Origin of the sequence: Streptomyces sp. ME19-01-6 (genome assembly GCF_033793745.1) — a bacterium.
Classification (GTDB): domain Bacteria; phylum Actinomycetota; class Actinomycetes; order Streptomycetales; family Streptomycetaceae; genus Streptomyces.
The window spans coordinates 89,862-105,991 of the sequence record NZ_JARAXF010000020.1 but is presented as its reverse complement, the minus strand read 5'-3'; the positions used below and the strand labels follow the sequence as shown (position 1 = coordinate 105,991).

Here is a 16,130-nt window from a genome sequence, read left to right as displayed (position 1 = left end):
GCTAGCCCTCGCCGACCTCGACGTCGAACTCCTCCACCACCGTCTCGACACGCAGCAGGAGCATGCCGACCGGGGGCGGCACAGGAGTCTCCCCTTGGCGTATCCGCACGGGCCCGGCCAGCTCGTAGCCCTGGACGGCGATCCGGTCCATCAGATGCTGTTGGAGGGCGTTGCGGTATCCGGTGTCGTGGAGCAGCCAGGAGGGGACGAGAGACTCGATCCAGCAGGGAGTGCGGGCGGTCATTCCCTGGCCTCGCCACGCAGGGCGGCTTCTTCGGCGGCGACTTTGGCTTTGGCCTCGGCGATAATCTCCTGCATCTCCAGGTCCTGCTGGGTGACTTCGGTGACCTGCGCTTCGATCTTCGTGACGTGGATGCCGAGGATTTTGGATTCCTGCTCGACGGTGCGTGAGATGCCGTTGAGGGCGCGATCCACGGCGAGTGCGGCGGTCACCTCGGGGGCTTTCTCGTCGGTGCCCATGGCGCGGTCCCAGTGGGCGTCGCGGAGCGCCTTGTGGTCGCGCAGTACGCCTTCGAGGCGCTCGATTTGGATGGCGCGCCACTCGTCGACGCGGGGGTCGACGCGGCGGGCGGCTTCGGCCTTGATGAGTTGGCAGACGCTGCTGGCTGCGATGCGCACGCCTCCGGTGGGCCCGTCGGGGGCGGCGGTGATGGCTTCGATGGCCCGGTAGCTGAGGCCCTGGAGTTTGAGGTCGAAGACCACGGCGGCTTGTTCGGCGGTGATGGCGACGTTCCTGCGCCGTGATGGGCTGGGTCCTGCCGTCATGGCCACACTCTCCCCACCTGTTCGAGGATTCGAAAGAATTACAGCATCTTCGCCTTCGAATCATAGGACATGTGCACCATATGAGGAGTGATGCACTATCGGAGCCGTTTCGGGGGGCGCACCATGGAAGGCAGCGGAAGGGAGAAGGTCGTGGCCAAGTCCTCCAAGATGACCGCCAAGAAGCGCCGCAGCCTGCCCAAGTCATCGTTCGGCGTGCCCTCGAAACGCAAGTACCCCCTCGACACACCGGGCAGGGCCCGCAACGCCCTCGCACGAGTCAGTCAGCACGGCTCGAGCAGCGAGAAAGCCCAAGTCCGAAGGGCCGTGCGCCGCCGCTATCCATCGATCACGGTCGGCGGCAAGAGGACCCGCAGGAAGGGGAAGCACTGATGGCGGCCGACCACGGAGGTCGCTACCGCACCTTCTTTGCAGCCGTGCGCGCCCGTTCTCGTGCAGCTCGGCATGCGCGACAGTGATACTTCCCCTTGTAGAGGTAGGTGTTTGCCTCGTCGAAGGCGTGGCCGTGCTTGCAGTGGGTGGGACGCACTCGCGGGAGAGGGCCGCGAGCCCGACGCTGCTCTTTTCGGCGGTCCTTGTCGGCCCGCTGGGTGGCAGAACGGCAAGTCCGACACACTCGCGCGCCCTTCGGCGAGCGGTAGGTGTTCTCTTCTGTGTACGGATGCCCACTGGGGCAGTGCGTCTTTGCTTCCGCAGCTCGCGCCTTGTTCACGGCAGCCGTAACCGGCTCAAGGTGGTACGGGTTGACGCACCCCGTGTTGCGACACAGGTGATCCAGTTGGAGAGCTTCGGGTATCTCTCCGACCATCAGGCCGTAGCTCACGCGGTAGGCCAGTCGCTGATCCCTGGTTGCGTACTGGAACCGCCCGTACCCCTTCGGATCCCTCATTGCCGTCCACATCCAGCAGCCGGCGCCAGAGTCCTCTACGACCTTCGCGAAGAACCTGGCCACAAGGCGAGGGTCCCAGTCGACGCTCTGCGACATCACCACTCCCAACACTTCACGAAATTCCCTCTATTGGAGGACACCATGGTATCGAATCGCGGTGGAAGATTCGGATTTGTCTACCGCTCACGCCAGGCCGCGTACCGTGCTCTGCGCCGCCAAGGGGCCAGCAAGAGCAAGGCGGCCCGCATCTCGAACGCCGGCCGGTACTTCGCCGGGCGTTCCCGTATGGCTCGCAAGGGTGCGAGGACGCGGCGCCGACGCGGCAGATAGGTCAAACCCCTCCCTGCGCATCTGTCCGTGCCGTACCTTTTGCGCATCAAGTTCAGGGGGGACTGTGCACGCCGACAACCGCAAGCTGTTGGGGATCGCAATCGGGATCGTCGTGTTCGTCGCGTGGACTGGTGCTGCGAGCGAGTGGGATGACAAGGGTTGCAGCCTGACGACGGGCTACGGGTACGTCATCGTCCATGGTGGGGCCCCGGACCGGAACGAGGGCTGTGAGGAGTACTTCGGGGACACTTCTTACACGGACGACTACGAGGGCTGACTATGGGCGTGACATGGACGGTGCTGGCGGAGTCGGAGCCTGAGGTTCGGGCCGAGTTGGAGCGCGCGTGCGAGGCGCTGGGGCTGGAGCCGTTGGGGCGTCCGTCGCGGGTGGTGGGCCGGGACCGGTGGATGGCCCGCGCGCGGCCAGCGCCTGTGTCGCAGCCTGCTGGCGCCGGGCACGAGTAGGCCCATAGGGACGCGGAAAGGCCCCCTGCTGGAGGGGGCCCGTTCCCCGCCGATGCGGGGACAATCGTCTCGGGAGACGAAGGAACGGATCATCCCCGCTGAGCGGGGACCACTGCCGAAGTGTCTCACTGGCCCTGATCGGGCGTCTCGGCTTTCCAGGTTCCCGCGAGGAACGCGTCGATGGTCTCCGGCTTCCACTGTGGGGTGCGGCTGACGTGGCGGTCCGGGGGTGGGGCCTGCCGCCGCTTCTTCGAGGTGTAGGCACTCCATGTCGACACGGAGATGTCTCGCCCTCGGGCACGCATGTACGCGAGGACCTGGTCCCGAGTCAGGTACTGGTCTGCCGCTCCCGAGTCCTTGGAAGGCACAGGGGTCTGTGGGTTGGCGCCGAGCACGTGCCAGCCGGGTGGGATCTTGCGTGCTTCTCGCTCGAGGTAGTCGATCGGGCTCATGGTGGAAGTGGCGGGGTAGTGGGCCCAGCCTCGCCATGGGCGCCGCTCGGGCTGGGTGGCTTCTTCTTCCGTGTACCAGTTACTCCAGTCGGCGATGCGCTCCCGGATGGGCTGATCAGATTCCATCCAGACGTCTCCTGCGCTGCGGGACCTGGTCTGTGCAACGGCTTCTGCAAGGGCGCGGGCGCGGGGTGTGAGTTGATCGAGGTCGACGTCTTCGTGGTGGCCCTGGACGGTGGTAGGGATGGCCCCTTCCCCGTCGAGGGTGAGTTCGTAGCCTGGGGCGTCGTCGCGCAGGCGGATGTTGACGATAGTGGCCATCAGGGGTTCCTGTCAGCAGGGACCGTCGGGGAGGCCCTTGAGGTTTTCGATGAGGTTGCTGGCCTGCGCCTGCGACAGTGCCTGCACCTCGTGCTTGCTGGTGGGGCCGTCGTAGTACTCCAGCCCGAAGTCGCTGTCGGCCAACTTATTGATCAGGCTCATGATGTAGCTGACTTGCCGGTCCGTGGCGGGGGGCTGGGGCTGCTGCTGGGTCATTTGGGCTTCCTTTCGGGTGCGCATGGCTCCGATGGCAATGCGGTGAGCGAGGGACGCGGTGTCGATGATCCAGCGGCCAGCCTGCTTGACGGCGGCGATGACGTTGCGGCGGCACCAGGTGCGGATGGTGTCGGCGGTGACTCCGGCCTCGGCGGCGGCTTCGGTGGTGGCGATGGTGGTCATCGGTTCCCCCTCGGTTCGACACAACGAAACTACAGCCTCACGCTGTACAGCGTCAAGCTGTATAGCCGGATCCGGGGCGGGAAGCCGGGCACGAGTAGGCCCCGCCCGGGATCCGAGCGGGGCCGAGGTGGTGAGGTGGGTCAGGGGTAGATGTCGTTGACGAGGCCGCTCGCCGAGATCGACACGACGGTGCCGCATCCGGGGCAGGTGTAGTCGCGGCCTCCGCTGCTGGTGTTTTCGCCTTGCATGTCGTCGCAGCAGACGGGGACGTCGTTGATGTCGGTGTCGTCACCGGGGGACAGCTCGTGCCCGTAGCTGGTGGTGGGTGCGCTCAAGGCAGTCTCCTTCTCAGGCGGGGCCGTCGTACTGGACGGCGTGGATGCGGGCGTTGGGGTGTTCGCGGGCAGTGATGGTCACGTCGGCGACGAGGCTGGCGAGGGAGTTGGTCGAGTTGAAGCTGAGCAGCTGGCCGCGCTGGTCATAGAGCCGGTAGTTGATCGTCTCGGGCAGCGGCTTCTGGATCCGCCTCCGATCGGGCAGCTGCTTGCCGTTCCACAGGTCGGGCATCGGGTTCTCCTCTACTTGCTGCGGTTGTTGAAGCGAATGCGGTCGAGTTCGAGGTTGGCCGCGTGCAGCCTCCCGGCGGTCGGCCGTCGGTGCTGGCCCTCGCATTCGGTGGCCCAGCACTGATGGGTGTGGCAGGTCTCGCGGTCGTCCGGGTGCATTCCGGCGTCCTCGCGGGCGTCATCGCGCTGGAGGGCGGCGGCGAGCCTCTTGTCCATGAGTGTCCTTACTTGATCTCGGCCCCGCGCGCTGAGACGGGCGTGGGGCACGACTGCCGTGGGGGAGGCTTCGGGGTGCTAGGTCAGTCGTCAGGGTTGGAGTTGCGACTGCGGTCGATGTCCTCGACATCGATCCAACGGCCGCTCGGGTACGGGCCCCAGCGGCCACTGTCGCCGTTCACGGCGACAGTGGAGCCGACGATGCTGCCGCCGCACTGGATGCCGACCACGCTGCCGGGGCTGGCCACGTTCACGACCGTGTTGTCGTCGGTGTTCTGCTTCTTCTTCGCCATGGGATTTCTCCGTCTCTGGATGGATTTGGGTTGGGTGGTTAGGTGGATGGCCGCCGGGTGGGCCACGTCCTCGTGCCACCCAGTGCCGGATTCGCTTACTTGTCTGCGGCCAGGCGCTGGCGCAGGGCGACGTGGACGATCTCGTTGTGGTCGAATGCGAGGTCCCCGATCGCGTCGAGCGGCACCCACTGCACAGCAGCAGCGTCGTCCCCAGCCCGCGCCGTGACGTCGGCGTCGACCGTGATCACGTAGGCGGCGCTGATGTACCGGCCGCGAGGGTCACGGTCGGGGCGGGCGAACAGCCCGACGAAAATCAGATCGTCCACAGAGACCTTCACGCCGGTCTCCTCCAGCAACTCCCTCGCGGCAGCCATATCCGGGTACTCCCCGGGATCCACGCCGCCTCCGGGAAGCGCCAACTGGCCCTGAAAAGGCGGGCATCCTCGCTCGATCAGCAGAATGTGGTCGCCCCGGATGCACACCACGTCGGCGGTGAACCGGACGGACTCGGTGGTGTCGGTGTCGGTCATGCTTCCTCTTTCGTGGAACAGGTAGCGGGCGGGCTGACGGGTCAGGGGTTCCGGTCATCCTGTAGCGCGCTGATCGGGACCTCGTAGATCTGGTCTCCCGTGACGTGAACTCCGGCCCTCTTGGTGATCACACGGGCTGTGGTGCCGGTGGTGGCGAGTACACGGACGGGGATGAGGCTTCCCTCGTATCCCACGAGGTCTTTCTCCTCGACCTTGTGCATGGCTGGGTTCCTTCCTGGGCGGGGTCGGGTTGTCGGGCTTCGCTTCAGTGGTGCCTGCGGCGGCTGGTGCGCCTCCACCCGAATGGGCCGGGCAGATCCATGGAGGTGGTGCGGCGGCCGGTGGAGCTGATGGTGTGCCGGGGCCCGCCGCGGGCGCCGAGGGTTATCGACCAGGACTTGGCGTTCAGGTTGAGGGTTACGCCGGGGAAGATACGGATGCTCTTGCGGAACGTGATGGCCATGGTCAGCTCCTGATGGCGTTGGCGAGTGCGGGCCACAGCCGGTCGTCGCGGCCCCACACGGGATCGATGAGGGTGAGGTAGGTGGACTTCCGCAGTTCACGAACGGCCCGGCCGCCGACGCCGGGCCACTCGTAGGCGATCTGGTTCCGGTGGCCGTCGGTGCGGGCGAACCAGGTGTACGGCTCCCGGTCGGCATCGGTGACAGGTATGCCGTCATGCCATCGAACTCCGGGCTTGTGCGCGATGACGTCGATCCCGGCCCGCTTAGCGCTGACCCGAAGGCGGTCGAGGAGACGGCGGTCGGCGACCCAGCCTTCGACGGCGGCCCGCTGCCGGTACATGCGCCCGTCCCATCCGCGGGTCTCGGGTTCCCCAGGTTGCGAGCAGGTGGTGACGAACCCGGCCCGGTTGCAGGCTGCGAGGATGGGAATCAGGTGGTCGGTCTCCTCGTCGGGCTGCGTGTCGCAGTAAGCCGGCCGCGTGCTGATCCGGCCCTCCAGCCAGTCGGCCATCAGGTTGCCCAGGGCGGCGACACTGGCCGCCTTCTTCCACGGGTTGCTCATGAGGGCTCCTCGACGTCGATCCAACGGAAGGCGAGAAAGGCAGTGCCGCGCGGGTTGGATGTCGTCTTGCACAGGGCGTCGGCGCCGTCGACGTCCCCCGCGTTGACGAGCGCGGCCACCTGGCGCGCGATGTTCTCGTCGACAGGTTGGCTGAGGTCGAGCGGCTCGTGGTTGGGCTTGCGGCGGAAGTTGAAGCGCATGGTCAGTGGCCTTTCGGGAGTTGTCGGGCGAGGGCTTCGAGGCGTTCGGCTTGCCGTTCACGGGCGTCGATCAGCCGCTCATACGCCTGCTCGTCGGCTGGGAAGTGCTCGGTGATGCCGTACTGCTGCCGCAGGTAGGAGATGTGCCGCTCGCGGGCGCCCTCCAGGTTCAGCTGCACGCAGTGGGCGAGCTCGTGGATGAGGGTGCGGTCGAGTTCCCGCAGGTTGCGGTGCCGGGCTGTGTCGATGGCGACCAGGGCGCCCGTGGCGGTGAGGGCGGTACCGGCGAGGGGCCGCACGGTCCAGTGGTCGACGACACGCCCGAATGCCTGCCGCTGCCGGGAGACCTTGCCTGCGAGGTCGACGTCTGCCTGCTGGACGAGCGAGACGACGCCTTTACGGTCAGTCAGGGCTATCTCCACGAGCGGGAGCGGCCCGCCGACATGTCGAGCAACCAGGCCCCCGGCCTGCTCTCCAACCTCGCGGATACGCTGCTCGACACGGTCGACACCTCGGCAGCGGCGGTGGATGGTGATGTTCATTGCGCGGCCCCGAAAAGGCCAGATTGCGGGTCGGTGGTGTGGGAGCGGTGGATACGGAATCCGTCGCCGGAGAGCACGAGCGGGTCACGGCTGGTGCCGTCATGGCCGCAGGCGGCACAGGTGTTCCGCTGACCCTTGTGGTCGCGCACCTGCTGACGCGAGTTGATCCAGCGCATGGTCACCCCGTTCCGATGGCGTTGCCCGGGGCCATACGGATGACGCCGTCCGGCTCGTCGAGCACGAGCCAGTCGTGATGTTCCTGGCAGTAGTAGAGACCCTTGGCTTTCCGCTCGCCGCAGAACTGGTTGCCGGTGTTGTGCCAGCTGCCGATCTGAATCTGGTAGCCGCAGATCTGACTCGACCGGGCGGGCTCGCGCTTGAGGACACGCTTCGCCTTCCGGTCGGCTTGTACGGGGTCGTACATGGCGATTCCTTTCGAGGTGGATGTGGTGTCAGATGCCTCGGGAGTCGGCCCGGACTGCAGTCAGCGCCTGCTTCGACCGAGCAGCTGCCTTTTCGTAACCCCCTTGCGGAAGCACTCGAAGCGCTTGAGGGTCCAGCCAGGGTTGGGGAGGTGTAGGACTTCGATGTCGCGGTAGCCGCGCTTGGCCCAGGTGAGGAGCATCTGGGCGACGTCGCTCTCTGACATGCGCCGCTCCACCAGGATGGTGCCGAAGTAGGGGTGGGGCTTCAGGCGGCGGTTCGGATCGAGGAAGACGATCTCGAACTCGTACCCGCCGGGCTCGTACATGGCCATGGCCTTCTCCTATCGCTGGAATGGGGATTTACTTCGGGCGCGTTCTCGGCGCTGCTGGACGGGGCACCAATCGGGGTGCTCTACGTGCCGGGGATTGCAGCAGCCGCAGCGCTGACAGTGGGACTTCAGGACCCTGCCGCAGTGCTTACACTTCATTGACCCGCCGCGACGGCTCGCTGGTAGGCGCTGAGGGTGACGTCGATAGCCGTCTCGGCTGTGCCCTGCTGCTGGTTCCAGTCGCCGATCAGCCCACGATTCCAGCCTCGGCCGCGCAGCTCGCACAGCACGTGCCATGCTGCGGTTTCCGCGCCGCTCATGGTGCCGATCCCGAGTGCGACGGTGGTGACGAGCGCCCCACAGATGCAGCGCTGCCCGCGTCGGTTGCGGAGCTTGTGCGGTTTCGCCTGCCAGCCCCACTCTCGGAGGATCGCGGCGGCCACGTACAGCTGGGTGGACGGGGGGTGGGTGATATCCCGGCGCCGCCCGCGGTGGGCCCAGTCCGGCATGACCGCGGCGAGCCGGCCGGGGAGGCGGACGTCGACCGGAGGCCGGGTGCCGTGCGGGTTGATGCCGCCGAGGGCCTCGGCGACGAGTTCATCCACCGTCTTGGTGACGAGGTTCCGAGCAGCCGGCACGGCGGGGGCGGTGCGCTCGTATCCAGCGGCGATCTGGTCGAACGCCCGGCGGTCGGCGGCGGTGAGGGGCCGTGCCTTGTACATGCGGGCGGCGGCCCGGTCGAGGTCGGCTGGGGTGGGGATGGTCGCGGCCATCAGAAGCCTCGGGCTTTGCCAGTGCCCTTGCACTTGGGGCATGTGGCCTTGATCCGCTCGCCGCCGAAGGCCGACCAGTTGGCGCCCTTGCCGGAGCAGTGCCAGCACAGGCCCCGGGCGCGCGCCTCGTCGGGATGGAGAGCGCCGTTCTGCGCCTCCCATTCCTGGTCTGTCATTCCGTGCTGCTTGTTGGGCATGCTGGATGTCTCCTCGTGTGATGTGAATTGCGCGGGGTGGGTGGGGCGCCCCGGTGCTGTCCAGGCGATGCGGGGCGCCCCGGTCGCTACTGGTCGCGGCCGATTTCGGCGAGCGGAATACCGGCGGCCTTCGCGGCCTCGGTGGCTTGCCGGGCGGCGGCGAAGTCCTCGACGCTGCCGGAGGTCTCGTATGCCGCCCACGCGCGGCGCGCCTCGGCGAGCAGCTGCTCGCGGTTGCTGATCACGACTTGCACTCCTTCGCGTGGCTGCTGGCCCATTCGCGCGCTTCCCGCATTCCGGAGATACCTCCGCAGCCGCCGCACTCGGCGACCAGGCGAACCTCAGCCTTTGTGCGAACCTGCAGCAAAGTCACGTCCGCGCCCCCGGCGGTGGGATAGCGGGTGACGACGTGGGTCGTGGTCTCCCGGCGTTCCTGCTCCCTGCGGCGCTCCTCTTCCTGCCGCTCCTCCGTGAGTGCACGCCGCATCTTCGCTGTCAGTCGCTCCACTCGCCGCGCCCTAAATCCGCGCATCAGATCCACCGGCCCCTCTTAGCCTTCTTGTGGGCGTCGGTGTTGTCCCGCACCCGCTTCCGCAGACCCTGGATCTCGACCGTGTCCAGGGGGCGACCGAATGCTTCCTCGTTGCCGAGCGGCCCGGCAACCTGCGGCAGGGGCTCCCACATGGGGTGGAGGGGCTTCCCCTTGTGACTGGTGATCGGCGTCGCATACAGGGGCCCGTGGCTGAACAGGATGCTTTCCAGTGACGAGGATCCGACCATGGCGCTCCTGAAGATCGGGTGCATGTGGGTGATGGTCCATCGGTCGCACATGTACTGGGGGGCCATAGCGCGGCGCCCCAGGGCTGACTGCTCCTGGACGCCGTAGAACGTCATGCCGGGCTTGGCGTACTTCAGGAGGTTCTTCTTGTCCTTGTTGGTCTTCTCCCAGCGTGTCTGCTGAGCCATTTCGATCCCCTTCGGGTTGATGGAACATATTTGGATGAATGGGGTGCTCTGGGGCCTGCTCGGGGGTGCTCCGTCGCAGGTCAGGGGGTGCTCGGAGGGGTGCTCGCGGGGTGCTCGACAAGATCAGCGAGCAGTCGCCGAGCAGCAGGCGAGCAGGGGCTGACCTGCGGTGGAGCAGGGGCGAGCACCCATCGAGCAGGGGACGATCAGGGCATTACGGGCGGGATGAGGGCGTCAACGACTCACGCTTGAAACCTCGCGGGTTGGACAGGCCATCCACCGCACCGAGCGGCACCGGGCTGCCAGCCCCCGCCTTCCGGAGCATCGCCTTCAGCGACTCTGGGGTCAGGTCGCTGTAAGACTCCGGGCTCCCGTCCTTCAGGCCGGCTGCCAGCACCTCGGTGCGCATCCGGTCAACCCCAGCCTCATCGAGGACACGAAGGCAGTCGGCCCGAAGCGCCGCCGATGCCGCGGCAGCCGAACCACCCTCGCCACGGTGCACTGCGGCGCCCATCAGCGTCCCGGCCTCCTCACGCAGAGCCCGACCGCGCTCGCAAATGTCGGTGAACTCGGGCAGGTCGATGACGTCCGCCTTCAGGGTCAAGTGGCCCTCCTCGGCGCCCTGATCCAGAACAACGACCCCCTTGCTGCTCTCCCCCAGCAGGTGCGGGGCCGCGCCTGCCGCGACCGCGTCATCGCCCAACACCATGCGGGACGACTCAGGGCCCTTGACTCGGAAGCACCCGGTCTTGACACATACGTTCCGCAGCTTGGTGGGCACGCTGCTGGAGTCCGGGCGCTGGGTGATGAAGACGCCCATGCCGCCGACGTAGCGCGCCACGCGCACGAACCGGGCGAACTTCTCCACCAGCACGTCCTTGCCGGACCGTCCCCGGCCGCCGCCTTCCTCCTCGTCGCCGACCTTGACCTTGGTCAGGGCGGCAGCGTCCAAGAGTTCTTGGAGCTCATCGACGATGATCAGGGTCAGCTCGGTGCCAGGCTCGCGCGCCAACTCCCGTGTGACCTTCCCCTCGGGGCAGGCCGCCGGGTCCTCCTCAAACAGTCGCTCCAGCCGCTCGCCGCGGTCCTGCATGTCGGCGATCGTCTCGTCGAGAATGCCGTGTACCGCATCGAGTCGATCGGGGGTGGAACCGGCGACGAAGGCGTGCGCGATCTTCTTCAGGGGTGCCCAGTCGGGCCCGGACTTCCCGCTGATCAGCACGATGCGCATGTAGGGGTCGAGGGCGGCGGCAGCGGCGATCAGGCGGGCCAGGTAGGACTTGCCGTAGTCCTGGAGGCCGCCAATCATCAGCGACGACCACATGAGGTGCAGCGTCTGCCGTCCTCCGCGGGCGTCACCGCCGAGCGGCACTCCATCCCTCCAGAAGTCCCAGCGCTCGGCCTCGATGAGCTTGGAGTAGTTCTTCCCTGTGCCGTAGGGGTTGTCGTTGTCGGCGACCCACAGAACGAACTGGCCCTCGTGTCCCTCGTCGGACGTGTCTGCCTTCACCTCGATGCGGGTCTTCTTGATCCGCAGGGCGGATGCCAGGTCGGCGGCCTTGCTGGTGGCGGCGGATGCCTTCATGCCGGGCGGCAGCTCCACTGTGGCGGTCCATCCGGGGCCGTGGGTCCGGATGGGTGCTGTCAGGTGGGTCTCGTCGCGCTGGGCCTCGCTGATGATCCCGGCCTTCGCCAGGACGGCCACGAGGTCCGCTTCGCCCTGGGGTCGAACCGGACTTGTGTTGCGGATTTCGGTGCTGCTTTCCTCCACTGCCTTGGGTGCTTCTGGCCGCCCGTGGTAGATGCCGACGGCGTAGGTGCCGAGGGCCATGAGCAGGTCGACCCACGGGCCGCCGACGACCGCTCCGGTCGCTACTCCTGCCGTGCCCGCCGCACCCCACCCGCTGGTCTTGGCCCAGTGGATCCACTTGTGCCGGCGGTACTCGGCGCGGCGCTCCTTGACGAGGTCCTTCGCGTCGGTCTCGGCCGCCGTGTCGCCGTCGGCTGCCTTCAGGTCGGCTTTGGCGGAGCGGATCATCTGCGGGTAGTCGTCGCGCCGCGCTTCGAGCCAGCGGCGGCCGAGGTTGCGGTAGCCGCGCACGGACCATCCGGCGTACAGCTTGTTGTCGAGGGTGTGGTCCTTGGCGCGCTCGATGCGGGCTGCCGCGGACTCGATCCACGCGGGCCGGACGATCTCGCCCTGGTGCTTGACGACGGTGCCTTCGAGCGCCTCGGCGGTCGGCTCGGGCTGGTCCTTGCGGAGGCTGAGCGGGGCCTGCTGGGCGGGGTGGGTTGCGGTGGTCACTTGTTCTCCTCCGGCTTCTCGGCGCGGACTGCGTCGCGCAGTCGCAGGGCGTACTCGTTGCGGCAGCCGACGGCCTCGCGGACGTTCCGCGCGGACAGCCGGTGGACTCCGCCGAGGGCGGCGGCGAGCTTCCTGACGGCTTCCAAATCCGCCTCGGCGAGGGGCTTGGAAGCCTCCGTGTCGGCCGTACTCCGAACCGGGCGCTTCCCTTTACCCCCAAGGGCTGTACGGCCCTCAGGGGTGCCCCCGCGCGGCCCGCCGCTGGGGGTGGCGGTAGAGGTTCCGGAAGACCCTCCATCGCCGCCTTCGGGACCGAAGATGTCGGCCAGCAGAAGCTCCACGGCGACCCGCTCCGGGGTCCGCTCGGCCTCGGCGAGGACGGCGGAAACGTCGGCCTCGGCGTCGAGCCGGTCGGCGATCACGTTGGCGGTAACGCCGAGCGGTGCACCCTCGACGTCCCACCAGGCGCGGGCGAAAGCGTCCTCCGACTTGAGCGTCCCGTAGGGGGCGGCGAGCATCAGCTGCTCCTGCCGGGCGACGATGTCCTTGAAGACCTTGCGGCGCTGCTTCTCGTGCTTGGCGCGGGCCTTCTGCTCGGCCTGCTTCTTCGGGTCGGCGGTCGATGCCGACAGGGTCAGCACCCACTGCCGCACCTCGAAGAAGAGCGGGCCTCCGAGGGTGACGGCGGCCAAACCGAGACCCGCCACGCGTGCGTTGCTCTCGCTGACGCCGTGCTCGGTGAGGCTGAGCCCGTACTGGTAGTTGATGTTGGCGGCGAACGCGGCGGCCGACAGGGACAGGACCCGCAGCAGCCACCGCACCCACGGCGACAGCTTCCGCTCGTCGGCGTAGGCGGTCCCGGCGGCCATGACCCAGGCTGCGCCCTCTACGGCGGGGCCGATGGGGAACAGCATCCAGTGGATCGCGACGAAGTGCAGGACCTGCGCGGGAAGGGAGGCGAGTGCGGACAGGGCGACGAGCAGCAGGGTGCCGCGCTTGTACACGTTCCCGGGGGTGAGGGTCTTCTCGCGTTTGGCGGCGCGGGCCTGGCGGCGCTGGGCCTTCTCGCGGCGGCGCTGGGCTTTCTCGGCGCGGGCCTCGTCGCGGTCCTTGCGGCGTTCGTCGCGGCGCCGCTTGTCCTCGGCCTCGCGCTCCTTGCGGCTACGTTCGGCGTCGGCGTCCTTGTTCTTCCGGCGCTGCTCTGCTTCGGCAGCCAGATTGCGCCTGCGCTCCTCGCTCCAGCTGCTCATCGGGCTGGGTCCTCTCTGTGGGGGTGGTGAGCGGGTTAGTCGGTTGAGGTGGCGATGCGGTCGAGGCCGAAGCCCCGTTCGACGAGGGCCGCACCGAGGGCGTTTGTGGCCTCTTCGGTCGTGACCCCGATCTGGTGGCGCCCGTAGGCGAGGACGATGACGTGCTCGGGGCTGATGCGCGCGTTGTCGTCGACGATCAGGGCGTGGGCGTCGACCATGTGCCGGGCAGCGGCCATGATCTGCTGGTGGCGTCGGCGGGGAGAGCGGTTCCTGAACATGAGTCCTCCTCAGGCGGCGGTCTTGAAGTCGTCGGGCTGCTTGGTGCGCACGTAGTGGCGGCTCGGCTTGTGCTCGTCGATCACCACGTCGAGGGCCAGGGCGACCAAGACGAGGGCGACGAGCACGACCCGCGTCCACAGGGGCGCATCGAGGCCGACCAGCCACGCGAGGCCAGCGACCATCAGGAACAGCCGCAGACGGGCGAGCCCGGCGAGCAAAGTGACAGGCATGGGTACTCCAATGCGGGTTGGATGGGGTGTCTGACGGGCTCTCCACCGCCGCCCGGAGAGCAAGGCCGGGCGGGATGGGCTGCCGTCAGGCGGCAGTCAGCGGCCGACGCTCAGACCTTCTGCAGGTCTTCGGGGGCGAACCCGACGTAGCCGAGCACCCGCTCCTTGACCTTGGATTCAAGGCCCTGCACCGCCACCAAGCCCGAACTGTCGGGCCCGTCGCGGTAGACCTTGGCGGTGCGACCCACGTACTTGCGGTACTCCGGGTAGTCGACCGAGCTGACGATCTTGACCTTGTCTCCCTTACGGAACTGCATGGTGTCCGTGCGAGACGGACGGATCAGGCTGCTGCCGGGGCTTGTGTCAGGAAGGCAGGGTCTTGGCGATGGCGTCGTGGATCGCCTGGATCTCCTCCGGCGACTTATCGGCCAGCTCCTCGCGGAGGACCGTCTCGACGTCCCGGCGGCTCTGGATGCCCTCGGTCACCAGCCACATGCCAGCGATCACCCGGTCCGCAGCCTCGTTTCCCGTGCTCTTCATAAATTCCTCCCGGGTTGGTTAAGGACTTGACTGTTCAGGTGGCGCCCCGGAGGCGCCTGTTGAGGGCGGCCTTGGCCTCCTCTTGGTCGGCCGGCGACACCCCGGCGAGGAGCCGGTTCATCTGCTCGTGCGCCTGCTCCCGGGTGATCAGCCCGGCCTTGGCTCGGTTCGCGGTCTGTTCGATCTGAAAAGCGACGATCTTCCCGTAACCCACTGCGAGCTCCCTCCCAGCCGGACTGTCCGGCCACCGCACCCCACGCCCAAACCGGCACGCGGAGCACGGAGGCGGGGCGGTCAGGCGGGTCGGTTGGCGATGCGGCGGAGGCGGCGAGCGATCCGCTGCCGCAGAGTCTTGGGCTCGTCCCAGCTGCGGGCGAAGTTGCGGAAGGAGCGGGCCGCGTCCCAGCGCTGGGAGAGACGGGCGAAAGTGCGCTCCTGCTCAAAGGTCATGGGCTGGTAGGTGGCCACAGTGGTGCCCTTCCAGGTCAGATGAAGAGAGGGGAGTCGTGCTCGCGGGGCCGCGGGGGACGGAATCCCGCGAGCACGACGACTGAGGGGGCTAGCGGCCCGACTGGCGGCGATCCACCCACGGGAACGGCGGCAGATCCTGCGCCCGGTAATAGACCTCGAGCGCCGCCCCGTCATGACCCGGCAACGGATACACGTGAGGCCGGATCAACGACGCGTACAAGCGGGCAGCGTGATGAACACAGCCCGACATACTCGCCCCGGCCTGGTTCACAACCCGCACCACCTGCGGGCCCCCACACGGGGTCGGGTCCTCCGCGTGCGCGGCCGGGCAACGCTCGACGGCAGTCACTGGGGCAGCTCCGGCTGCTCGCCGTACTCGGCGGCCGTCTCGAACGCGGCCCGAGCAGCCTCCCGGTACAGCGGCAGACTCCCCCGCGACGGGTTCGACGGATCCGAAGAGATCTGCACGATCCGAGCGGCCAGACCCTCACCACGCGCCTGCTCCTCAGCGGCCAGCGCCGGCGCCTTACCGAAGCGGGCCATCACGCCACCTGCTTCCGGGGCACGATGCGGTACAGGTCCCCGCGAGGCACGTACACGACCTCCACGTCCTCGCCCTGGGCCCGCAGACCCTCGGCGATCCGGTCCAACAGCGGCAGGTTCCGGGAATCCCCCGCGGGCAGCTCACGCAGCATCTCGGCGACAGTCATCACGCCGCCTCGACGAATCCGAGACGGGCGCCGGCCGCGTCCAGCACCGGGATCAGCTTCGGCTGACCGGGGCGCGCCTCATCCATGTCCGCCGCGTCCAGATAGGCGGCAGCCATCGCGTCGAAGTCACGCTGATCCAGCGCCGCCATGTAGGCGACGCGGATGCTCTCCCACGCCTCGTCCTCCAGATCCGGGCCGGCCGCGACCTGAAGGTCGGGGACCAGAGTCAGAGAGCGGCGGCGACGGCCAAGCTCCGTGGAAGCGGCATCGCCGTCGAAGAGCGAGGCGGGCAGCGGCGGAGTGGTGAACGTGGTCATGGTCAGTCCTTCCAGGTTGGTCAAGCCGGATGGTGTGGCGGGGGCCGCGCTAGGCGGCGGGAACCTCGGGGGTGGCGGTGACACCGACGTCCATCGAATTCAGGACGGACTCAGGGATCCGGAGGGCGCCGGTCGCACCGTCCCCGGGCTTGTAGGGCTGACCGTTCCTGTAGGCAGGGAGAAAGCCCTGGTGGATCCAGCGGTAGACAGTCGCGGGGTGCACTCGGAAGTGCGTCGCGACGTCTCGAACTCGCAGCATTGCGCCTCCGATCGAGTGCTTCGCATCTGTGAGCAACCTTAAAGGC

37 protein-coding genes are annotated in these 16,130 nt (G+C 67.9%); 3 read left to right on the top strand and 34 right to left on the bottom strand.

Annotated features, from left to right (window positions below; translation table 11 throughout):
- Position 1: 1 nt before the first annotated feature.
- Together PV419_RS34560 and PV419_RS34555 are read right to left on the bottom strand one after the other, a co-directional pair.
- Positions 2–244, bottom strand: a complete 243-nt coding sequence (locus tag PV419_RS34560; protein ID WP_319695691.1) for a hypothetical protein — start codon at positions 242–244, stop codon at positions 2–4.
- Positions 241–792 carry a hypothetical protein gene (locus tag PV419_RS34555; RefSeq protein ID WP_319695689.1) on the bottom strand — a complete coding sequence of 184 codons (552 nt, stop codon included), beginning with the start codon at positions 790–792 and terminating at the stop codon, positions 241–243. The genes PV419_RS34560 and PV419_RS34555 overlap by 4 nt, the downstream gene beginning before the upstream one ends.
- Positions 793–909: 117 nt before the next feature.
- On the opposite strand from PV419_RS34555, the gene PV419_RS34550 reads away from it, so the two are divergent.
- On the top strand, positions 910–1,176 hold the full coding sequence (locus PV419_RS34550; protein WP_319695688.1) for a hypothetical protein: 267 nt from the start codon (positions 910–912) through the stop codon (positions 1,174–1,176).
- 22 nt (positions 1,177–1,198) lie between these two features.
- Here PV419_RS34550 and PV419_RS53490 read toward each other — a convergent pair whose 3' ends face one another.
- A complete protein-coding gene (locus PV419_RS53490) occupies positions 1,199–1,693 on the bottom strand; it encodes an HNH endonuclease (protein ID WP_415925441.1) in 495 nt (164 codons plus the stop codon).
- A 394-nt stretch (positions 1,694–2,087) separates the two neighbouring features.
- On the opposite strand from PV419_RS53490, the gene PV419_RS34545 reads away from it, so the two are divergent.
- Positions 2,088–2,300, top strand: coding sequence for a hypothetical protein (locus tag PV419_RS34545; protein ID WP_319695686.1), 213 nt, complete (start codon positions 2,088–2,090; stop codon positions 2,298–2,300).
- Between the two features lie 313 nt (positions 2,301–2,613).
- On the opposite strand, the gene PV419_RS34540 is transcribed toward PV419_RS34545, so the two are convergent.
- From PV419_RS34540 to PV419_RS34485, 12 genes are all read right to left on the bottom strand, one after another.
- Positions 2,614–3,261, bottom strand: coding sequence for a hypothetical protein (locus tag PV419_RS34540; RefSeq protein ID WP_319695685.1), 648 nt, complete (start codon positions 3,259–3,261; stop codon positions 2,614–2,616).
- 12 nt (positions 3,262–3,273) lie between these two features.
- Positions 3,274–3,660 carry a hypothetical protein gene (locus tag PV419_RS34535; RefSeq protein ID WP_319695684.1) on the bottom strand — a complete coding sequence of 129 codons (387 nt, stop codon included), beginning with the start codon at positions 3,658–3,660 and terminating at the stop codon, positions 3,274–3,276.
- 140 nt (positions 3,661–3,800) lie between these two features.
- Positions 3,801–3,995, bottom strand: a complete 195-nt coding sequence (locus PV419_RS34530) for a hypothetical protein (protein ID WP_319695683.1) — start codon at positions 3,993–3,995, stop codon at positions 3,801–3,803.
- Positions 3,996–4,008: 13 nt separating this feature from the next.
- Positions 4,009–4,227 (bottom strand): hypothetical protein, encoded by a 219-nt coding sequence (locus tag PV419_RS34525; RefSeq protein ID WP_319695681.1) that lies wholly within the window; start codon positions 4,225–4,227, stop codon positions 4,009–4,011.
- 11 nt (positions 4,228–4,238) lie between these two features.
- On the bottom strand, positions 4,239–4,442 hold the full coding sequence (locus tag PV419_RS34520) for a hypothetical protein (protein ID WP_319695680.1): 204 nt from the start codon (positions 4,440–4,442) through the stop codon (positions 4,239–4,241).
- An 83-nt stretch (positions 4,443–4,525) separates the two neighbouring features.
- On the bottom strand, positions 4,526–4,735 hold the full coding sequence (locus tag PV419_RS34515) for a hypothetical protein (RefSeq protein WP_319695679.1): 210 nt from the start codon (positions 4,733–4,735) through the stop codon (positions 4,526–4,528).
- A gap of 95 nt (positions 4,736–4,830) precedes the next feature.
- On the bottom strand, positions 4,831–5,265 hold the full coding sequence (locus tag PV419_RS34510; protein ID WP_319695678.1) for an NUDIX hydrolase: 435 nt from the start codon (positions 5,263–5,265) through the stop codon (positions 4,831–4,833).
- A gap of 41 nt (positions 5,266–5,306) precedes the next feature.
- Positions 5,307–5,486 carry a hypothetical protein gene (locus tag PV419_RS34505; protein ID WP_319695676.1) on the bottom strand — a complete coding sequence of 60 codons (180 nt, stop codon included), beginning with the start codon at positions 5,484–5,486 and terminating at the stop codon, positions 5,307–5,309.
- A gap of 44 nt (positions 5,487–5,530) precedes the next feature.
- Complete coding sequence (locus PV419_RS34500) at positions 5,531–5,728, bottom strand: DUF4236 domain-containing protein (protein ID WP_319695674.1); 198 nt, start codon at positions 5,726–5,728, stop codon at positions 5,531–5,533.
- 2 nt (positions 5,729–5,730) lie between these two features.
- Positions 5,731–6,291 carry a DUF6919 domain-containing protein gene (locus tag PV419_RS34495; RefSeq protein WP_319695673.1) on the bottom strand — a complete coding sequence of 187 codons (561 nt, stop codon included), beginning with the start codon at positions 6,289–6,291 and terminating at the stop codon, positions 5,731–5,733.
- Positions 6,288–6,491, bottom strand: a complete 204-nt coding sequence (locus PV419_RS34490; RefSeq protein WP_319695672.1) for a hypothetical protein — start codon at positions 6,489–6,491, stop codon at positions 6,288–6,290. The genes PV419_RS34495 and PV419_RS34490 overlap by 4 nt, the downstream gene beginning before the upstream one ends.
- Before the next feature lie 2 nt (positions 6,492–6,493).
- Positions 6,494–6,790 (bottom strand): hypothetical protein, encoded by a 297-nt coding sequence (locus PV419_RS34485; protein ID WP_319695670.1) that lies wholly within the window; start codon positions 6,788–6,790, stop codon positions 6,494–6,496.
- 6 nt (positions 6,791–6,796) lie between these two features.
- Between PV419_RS34485 and PV419_RS34480 the strand changes: the two genes are divergently transcribed.
- Positions 6,797–7,165 carry a hypothetical protein gene (locus tag PV419_RS34480; RefSeq protein WP_319695669.1) on the top strand — a complete coding sequence of 123 codons (369 nt, stop codon included), beginning with the start codon at positions 6,797–6,799 and terminating at the stop codon, positions 7,163–7,165.
- 46 nt (positions 7,166–7,211) lie between these two features.
- On the opposite strand, the gene PV419_RS34475 is transcribed toward PV419_RS34480, so the two are convergent.
- The 19 genes from PV419_RS34475 to PV419_RS53485 form a co-directional block, all read right to left on the bottom strand.
- The gene (locus PV419_RS34475) at positions 7,212–7,457 is read right to left on the bottom strand and encodes a hypothetical protein (protein ID WP_319695667.1); all 246 of its coding nucleotides are present in this window, start codon (positions 7,455–7,457) and stop codon (positions 7,212–7,214) included.
- 60 nt (positions 7,458–7,517) lie between these two features.
- Complete coding sequence (locus tag PV419_RS34470; protein WP_319695666.1) at positions 7,518–7,790, bottom strand: hypothetical protein; 273 nt, start codon at positions 7,788–7,790, stop codon at positions 7,518–7,520.
- Between the two features lie 152 nt (positions 7,791–7,942).
- Positions 7,943–8,560, bottom strand: coding sequence for a hypothetical protein (locus PV419_RS34465; protein ID WP_319695664.1), 618 nt, complete (start codon positions 8,558–8,560; stop codon positions 7,943–7,945).
- Entirely contained in the window at positions 8,560–8,757 is a 198-nt protein-coding gene (locus PV419_RS34460; protein ID WP_319695662.1) for a hypothetical protein, read from the bottom strand. The genes PV419_RS34465 and PV419_RS34460 overlap by 1 nt, the downstream gene beginning before the upstream one ends.
- 86 nt (positions 8,758–8,843) lie before the next feature.
- A complete protein-coding gene (locus PV419_RS34455; RefSeq protein WP_319695661.1) occupies positions 8,844–9,002 on the bottom strand; it encodes a hypothetical protein in 159 nt (52 codons plus the stop codon).
- Complete coding sequence (locus PV419_RS34450) at positions 8,999–9,265, bottom strand: hypothetical protein (protein WP_319695659.1); 267 nt, start codon at positions 9,263–9,265, stop codon at positions 8,999–9,001. The genes PV419_RS34455 and PV419_RS34450 overlap by 4 nt, the downstream gene beginning before the upstream one ends.
- 23 nt (positions 9,266–9,288) lie before the next feature.
- Complete coding sequence (locus tag PV419_RS34445; RefSeq protein ID WP_319695657.1) at positions 9,289–9,723, bottom strand: hypothetical protein; 435 nt, start codon at positions 9,721–9,723, stop codon at positions 9,289–9,291.
- Positions 9,724–9,937: 214 nt separating this feature from the next.
- Positions 9,938–12,028, bottom strand: coding sequence for a hypothetical protein (locus PV419_RS34440; protein ID WP_319695655.1), 2,091 nt, complete (start codon positions 12,026–12,028; stop codon positions 9,938–9,940).
- A complete protein-coding gene (locus tag PV419_RS34435) occupies positions 12,025–13,278 on the bottom strand; it encodes a hypothetical protein (RefSeq protein WP_319695653.1) in 1,254 nt (417 codons plus the stop codon). The genes PV419_RS34440 and PV419_RS34435 overlap by 4 nt, the downstream gene beginning before the upstream one ends.
- A 35-nt stretch (positions 13,279–13,313) precedes the next feature.
- Positions 13,314–13,556, bottom strand: coding sequence for a hypothetical protein (locus PV419_RS34430; RefSeq protein ID WP_319695652.1), 243 nt, complete (start codon positions 13,554–13,556; stop codon positions 13,314–13,316).
- A 9-nt stretch (positions 13,557–13,565) separates the two neighbouring features.
- Positions 13,566–13,787 (bottom strand): hypothetical protein, encoded by a 222-nt coding sequence (locus tag PV419_RS34425; RefSeq protein WP_319695650.1) that lies wholly within the window; start codon positions 13,785–13,787, stop codon positions 13,566–13,568.
- A gap of 110 nt (positions 13,788–13,897) precedes the next feature.
- Complete coding sequence (locus PV419_RS34420; protein ID WP_319695649.1) at positions 13,898–14,104, bottom strand: hypothetical protein; 207 nt, start codon at positions 14,102–14,104, stop codon at positions 13,898–13,900.
- Positions 14,105–14,150: 46 nt separating this feature from the next.
- Positions 14,151–14,327, bottom strand: a complete 177-nt coding sequence (locus PV419_RS34415) for a hypothetical protein (protein WP_319695648.1) — start codon at positions 14,325–14,327, stop codon at positions 14,151–14,153.
- A gap of 34 nt (positions 14,328–14,361) precedes the next feature.
- Positions 14,362–14,541, bottom strand: coding sequence for a hypothetical protein (locus tag PV419_RS34410; RefSeq protein ID WP_319695646.1), 180 nt, complete (start codon positions 14,539–14,541; stop codon positions 14,362–14,364).
- 80 nt (positions 14,542–14,621) lie between these two features.
- Positions 14,622–14,777: a hypothetical protein gene (locus PV419_RS34405; protein WP_319695645.1), complete on the bottom strand. Its 156-nt coding sequence runs from the start codon at positions 14,775–14,777 to the stop codon at positions 14,622–14,624.
- A 366-nt stretch (positions 14,778–15,143) separates the two neighbouring features.
- Positions 15,144–15,341 (bottom strand): hypothetical protein, encoded by a 198-nt coding sequence (locus PV419_RS34400; RefSeq protein ID WP_319695644.1) that lies wholly within the window; start codon positions 15,339–15,341, stop codon positions 15,144–15,146.
- Entirely contained in the window at positions 15,341–15,508 is a 168-nt protein-coding gene (locus tag PV419_RS34395) for a hypothetical protein (protein ID WP_319695642.1), read from the bottom strand. The genes PV419_RS34400 and PV419_RS34395 overlap by 1 nt, the downstream gene beginning before the upstream one ends.
- Positions 15,508–15,825: a hypothetical protein gene (locus PV419_RS34390; protein WP_319695640.1), complete on the bottom strand. Its 318-nt coding sequence runs from the start codon at positions 15,823–15,825 to the stop codon at positions 15,508–15,510. Before PV419_RS34390 ends, PV419_RS34395 begins: the two co-directional genes overlap by 1 nt.
- 49 nt (positions 15,826–15,874) lie before the next feature.
- Positions 15,875–16,084 (bottom strand): helix-turn-helix domain-containing protein, encoded by a 210-nt coding sequence (locus PV419_RS53485; protein ID WP_415925436.1) that lies wholly within the window; start codon positions 16,082–16,084, stop codon positions 15,875–15,877.
- Positions 16,085–16,130: the final 46 nt, after the last annotated feature.

Coding starts and splice junctions, on each gene's coding strand:
- PV419_RS34525 (WP_319695681.1), bottom strand. CDS start 4,227: ATGCCCGACCTGTGGAACGGCAAGCAGCTGCCCGATCGGAGGCGGATC.
- PV419_RS34520 (WP_319695680.1), bottom strand. CDS start 4,442: ATGGACAAGAGGCTCGCCGCCGCCCTCCAGCGCGATGACGCCCGCGAG.
- PV419_RS53485 (WP_415925436.1), bottom strand. CDS start 16,084: ATGCTGCGAGTTCGAGACGTCGCGACGCACTTCCGAGTGCACCCCGCG.
- PV419_RS34465 (WP_319695664.1), bottom strand. CDS start 8,560: ATGGCCGCGACCATCCCCACCCCAGCCGACCTCGACCGGGCCGCCGCC.
- PV419_RS34460 (WP_319695662.1), bottom strand. CDS start 8,757: ATGCCCAACAAGCAGCACGGAATGACAGACCAGGAATGGGAGGCGCAG.
- PV419_RS34445 (WP_319695657.1), bottom strand. CDS start 9,723: ATGGCTCAGCAGACACGCTGGGAGAAGACCAACAAGGACAAGAAGAAC.
- PV419_RS34420 (WP_319695649.1), bottom strand. CDS start 14,104: ATGCAGTTCCGTAAGGGAGACAAGGTCAAGATCGTCAGCTCGGTCGAC.
- PV419_RS34490 (WP_319695672.1), bottom strand. CDS start 6,491: ATGCGCTTCAACTTCCGCCGCAAGCCCAACCACGAGCCGCTCGACCTC.
- PV419_RS34550 (WP_319695688.1), top strand. CDS start 910: ATGGAAGGCAGCGGAAGGGAGAAGGTCGTGGCCAAGTCCTCCAAGATG.
- PV419_RS34415 (WP_319695648.1), bottom strand. CDS start 14,327: ATGAAGAGCACGGGAAACGAGGCTGCGGACCGGGTGATCGCTGGCATG.
- PV419_RS34430 (WP_319695652.1), bottom strand. CDS start 13,556: ATGTTCAGGAACCGCTCTCCCCGCCGACGCCACCAGCAGATCATGGCC.
- PV419_RS34470 (WP_319695666.1), bottom strand. CDS start 7,790: ATGGCCATGTACGAGCCCGGCGGGTACGAGTTCGAGATCGTCTTCCTC.
- PV419_RS34405 (WP_319695645.1), bottom strand. CDS start 14,777: ATGACCTTTGAGCAGGAGCGCACTTTCGCCCGTCTCTCCCAGCGCTGG.
- PV419_RS34395 (WP_319695642.1), bottom strand. CDS start 15,508: ATGACTGTCGCCGAGATGCTGCGTGAGCTGCCCGCGGGGGATTCCCGG.
- PV419_RS34505 (WP_319695676.1), bottom strand. CDS start 5,486: ATGCACAAGGTCGAGGAGAAAGACCTCGTGGGATACGAGGGAAGCCTC.
- PV419_RS34535 (WP_319695684.1), bottom strand. CDS start 3,660: ATGACCACCATCGCCACCACCGAAGCCGCCGCCGAGGCCGGAGTCACC.
- PV419_RS53490 (WP_415925441.1), bottom strand. CDS start 1,693: ATGAGGGATCCGAAGGGGTACGGGCGGTTCCAGTACGCAACCAGGGAT.
- PV419_RS34510 (WP_319695678.1), bottom strand. CDS start 5,265: ATGACCGACACCGACACCACCGAGTCCGTCCGGTTCACCGCCGACGTG.
- PV419_RS34540 (WP_319695685.1), bottom strand. CDS start 3,261: ATGGCCACTATCGTCAACATCCGCCTGCGCGACGACGCCCCAGGCTAC.
- PV419_RS34495 (WP_319695673.1), bottom strand. CDS start 6,291: ATGAGCAACCCGTGGAAGAAGGCGGCCAGTGTCGCCGCCCTGGGCAAC.
- PV419_RS34390 (WP_319695640.1), bottom strand. CDS start 15,825: ATGACCACGTTCACCACTCCGCCGCTGCCCGCCTCGCTCTTCGACGGC.
- PV419_RS34425 (WP_319695650.1), bottom strand. CDS start 13,787: ATGCCTGTCACTTTGCTCGCCGGGCTCGCCCGTCTGCGGCTGTTCCTG.
- PV419_RS34560 (WP_319695691.1), bottom strand. CDS start 244: ATGACCGCCCGCACTCCCTGCTGGATCGAGTCTCTCGTCCCCTCCTGG.
- PV419_RS34400 (WP_319695644.1), bottom strand. CDS start 15,341: ATGGCCCGCTTCGGTAAGGCGCCGGCGCTGGCCGCTGAGGAGCAGGCG.
- PV419_RS34500 (WP_319695674.1), bottom strand. CDS start 5,728: ATGGCCATCACGTTCCGCAAGAGCATCCGTATCTTCCCCGGCGTAACC.
- PV419_RS34475 (WP_319695667.1), bottom strand. CDS start 7,457: ATGTACGACCCCGTACAAGCCGACCGGAAGGCGAAGCGTGTCCTCAAG.
- PV419_RS34515 (WP_319695679.1), bottom strand. CDS start 4,735: ATGGCGAAGAAGAAGCAGAACACCGACGACAACACGGTCGTGAACGTG.
- PV419_RS34435 (WP_319695653.1), bottom strand. CDS start 13,278: ATGAGCAGCTGGAGCGAGGAGCGCAGGCGCAATCTGGCTGCCGAAGCA.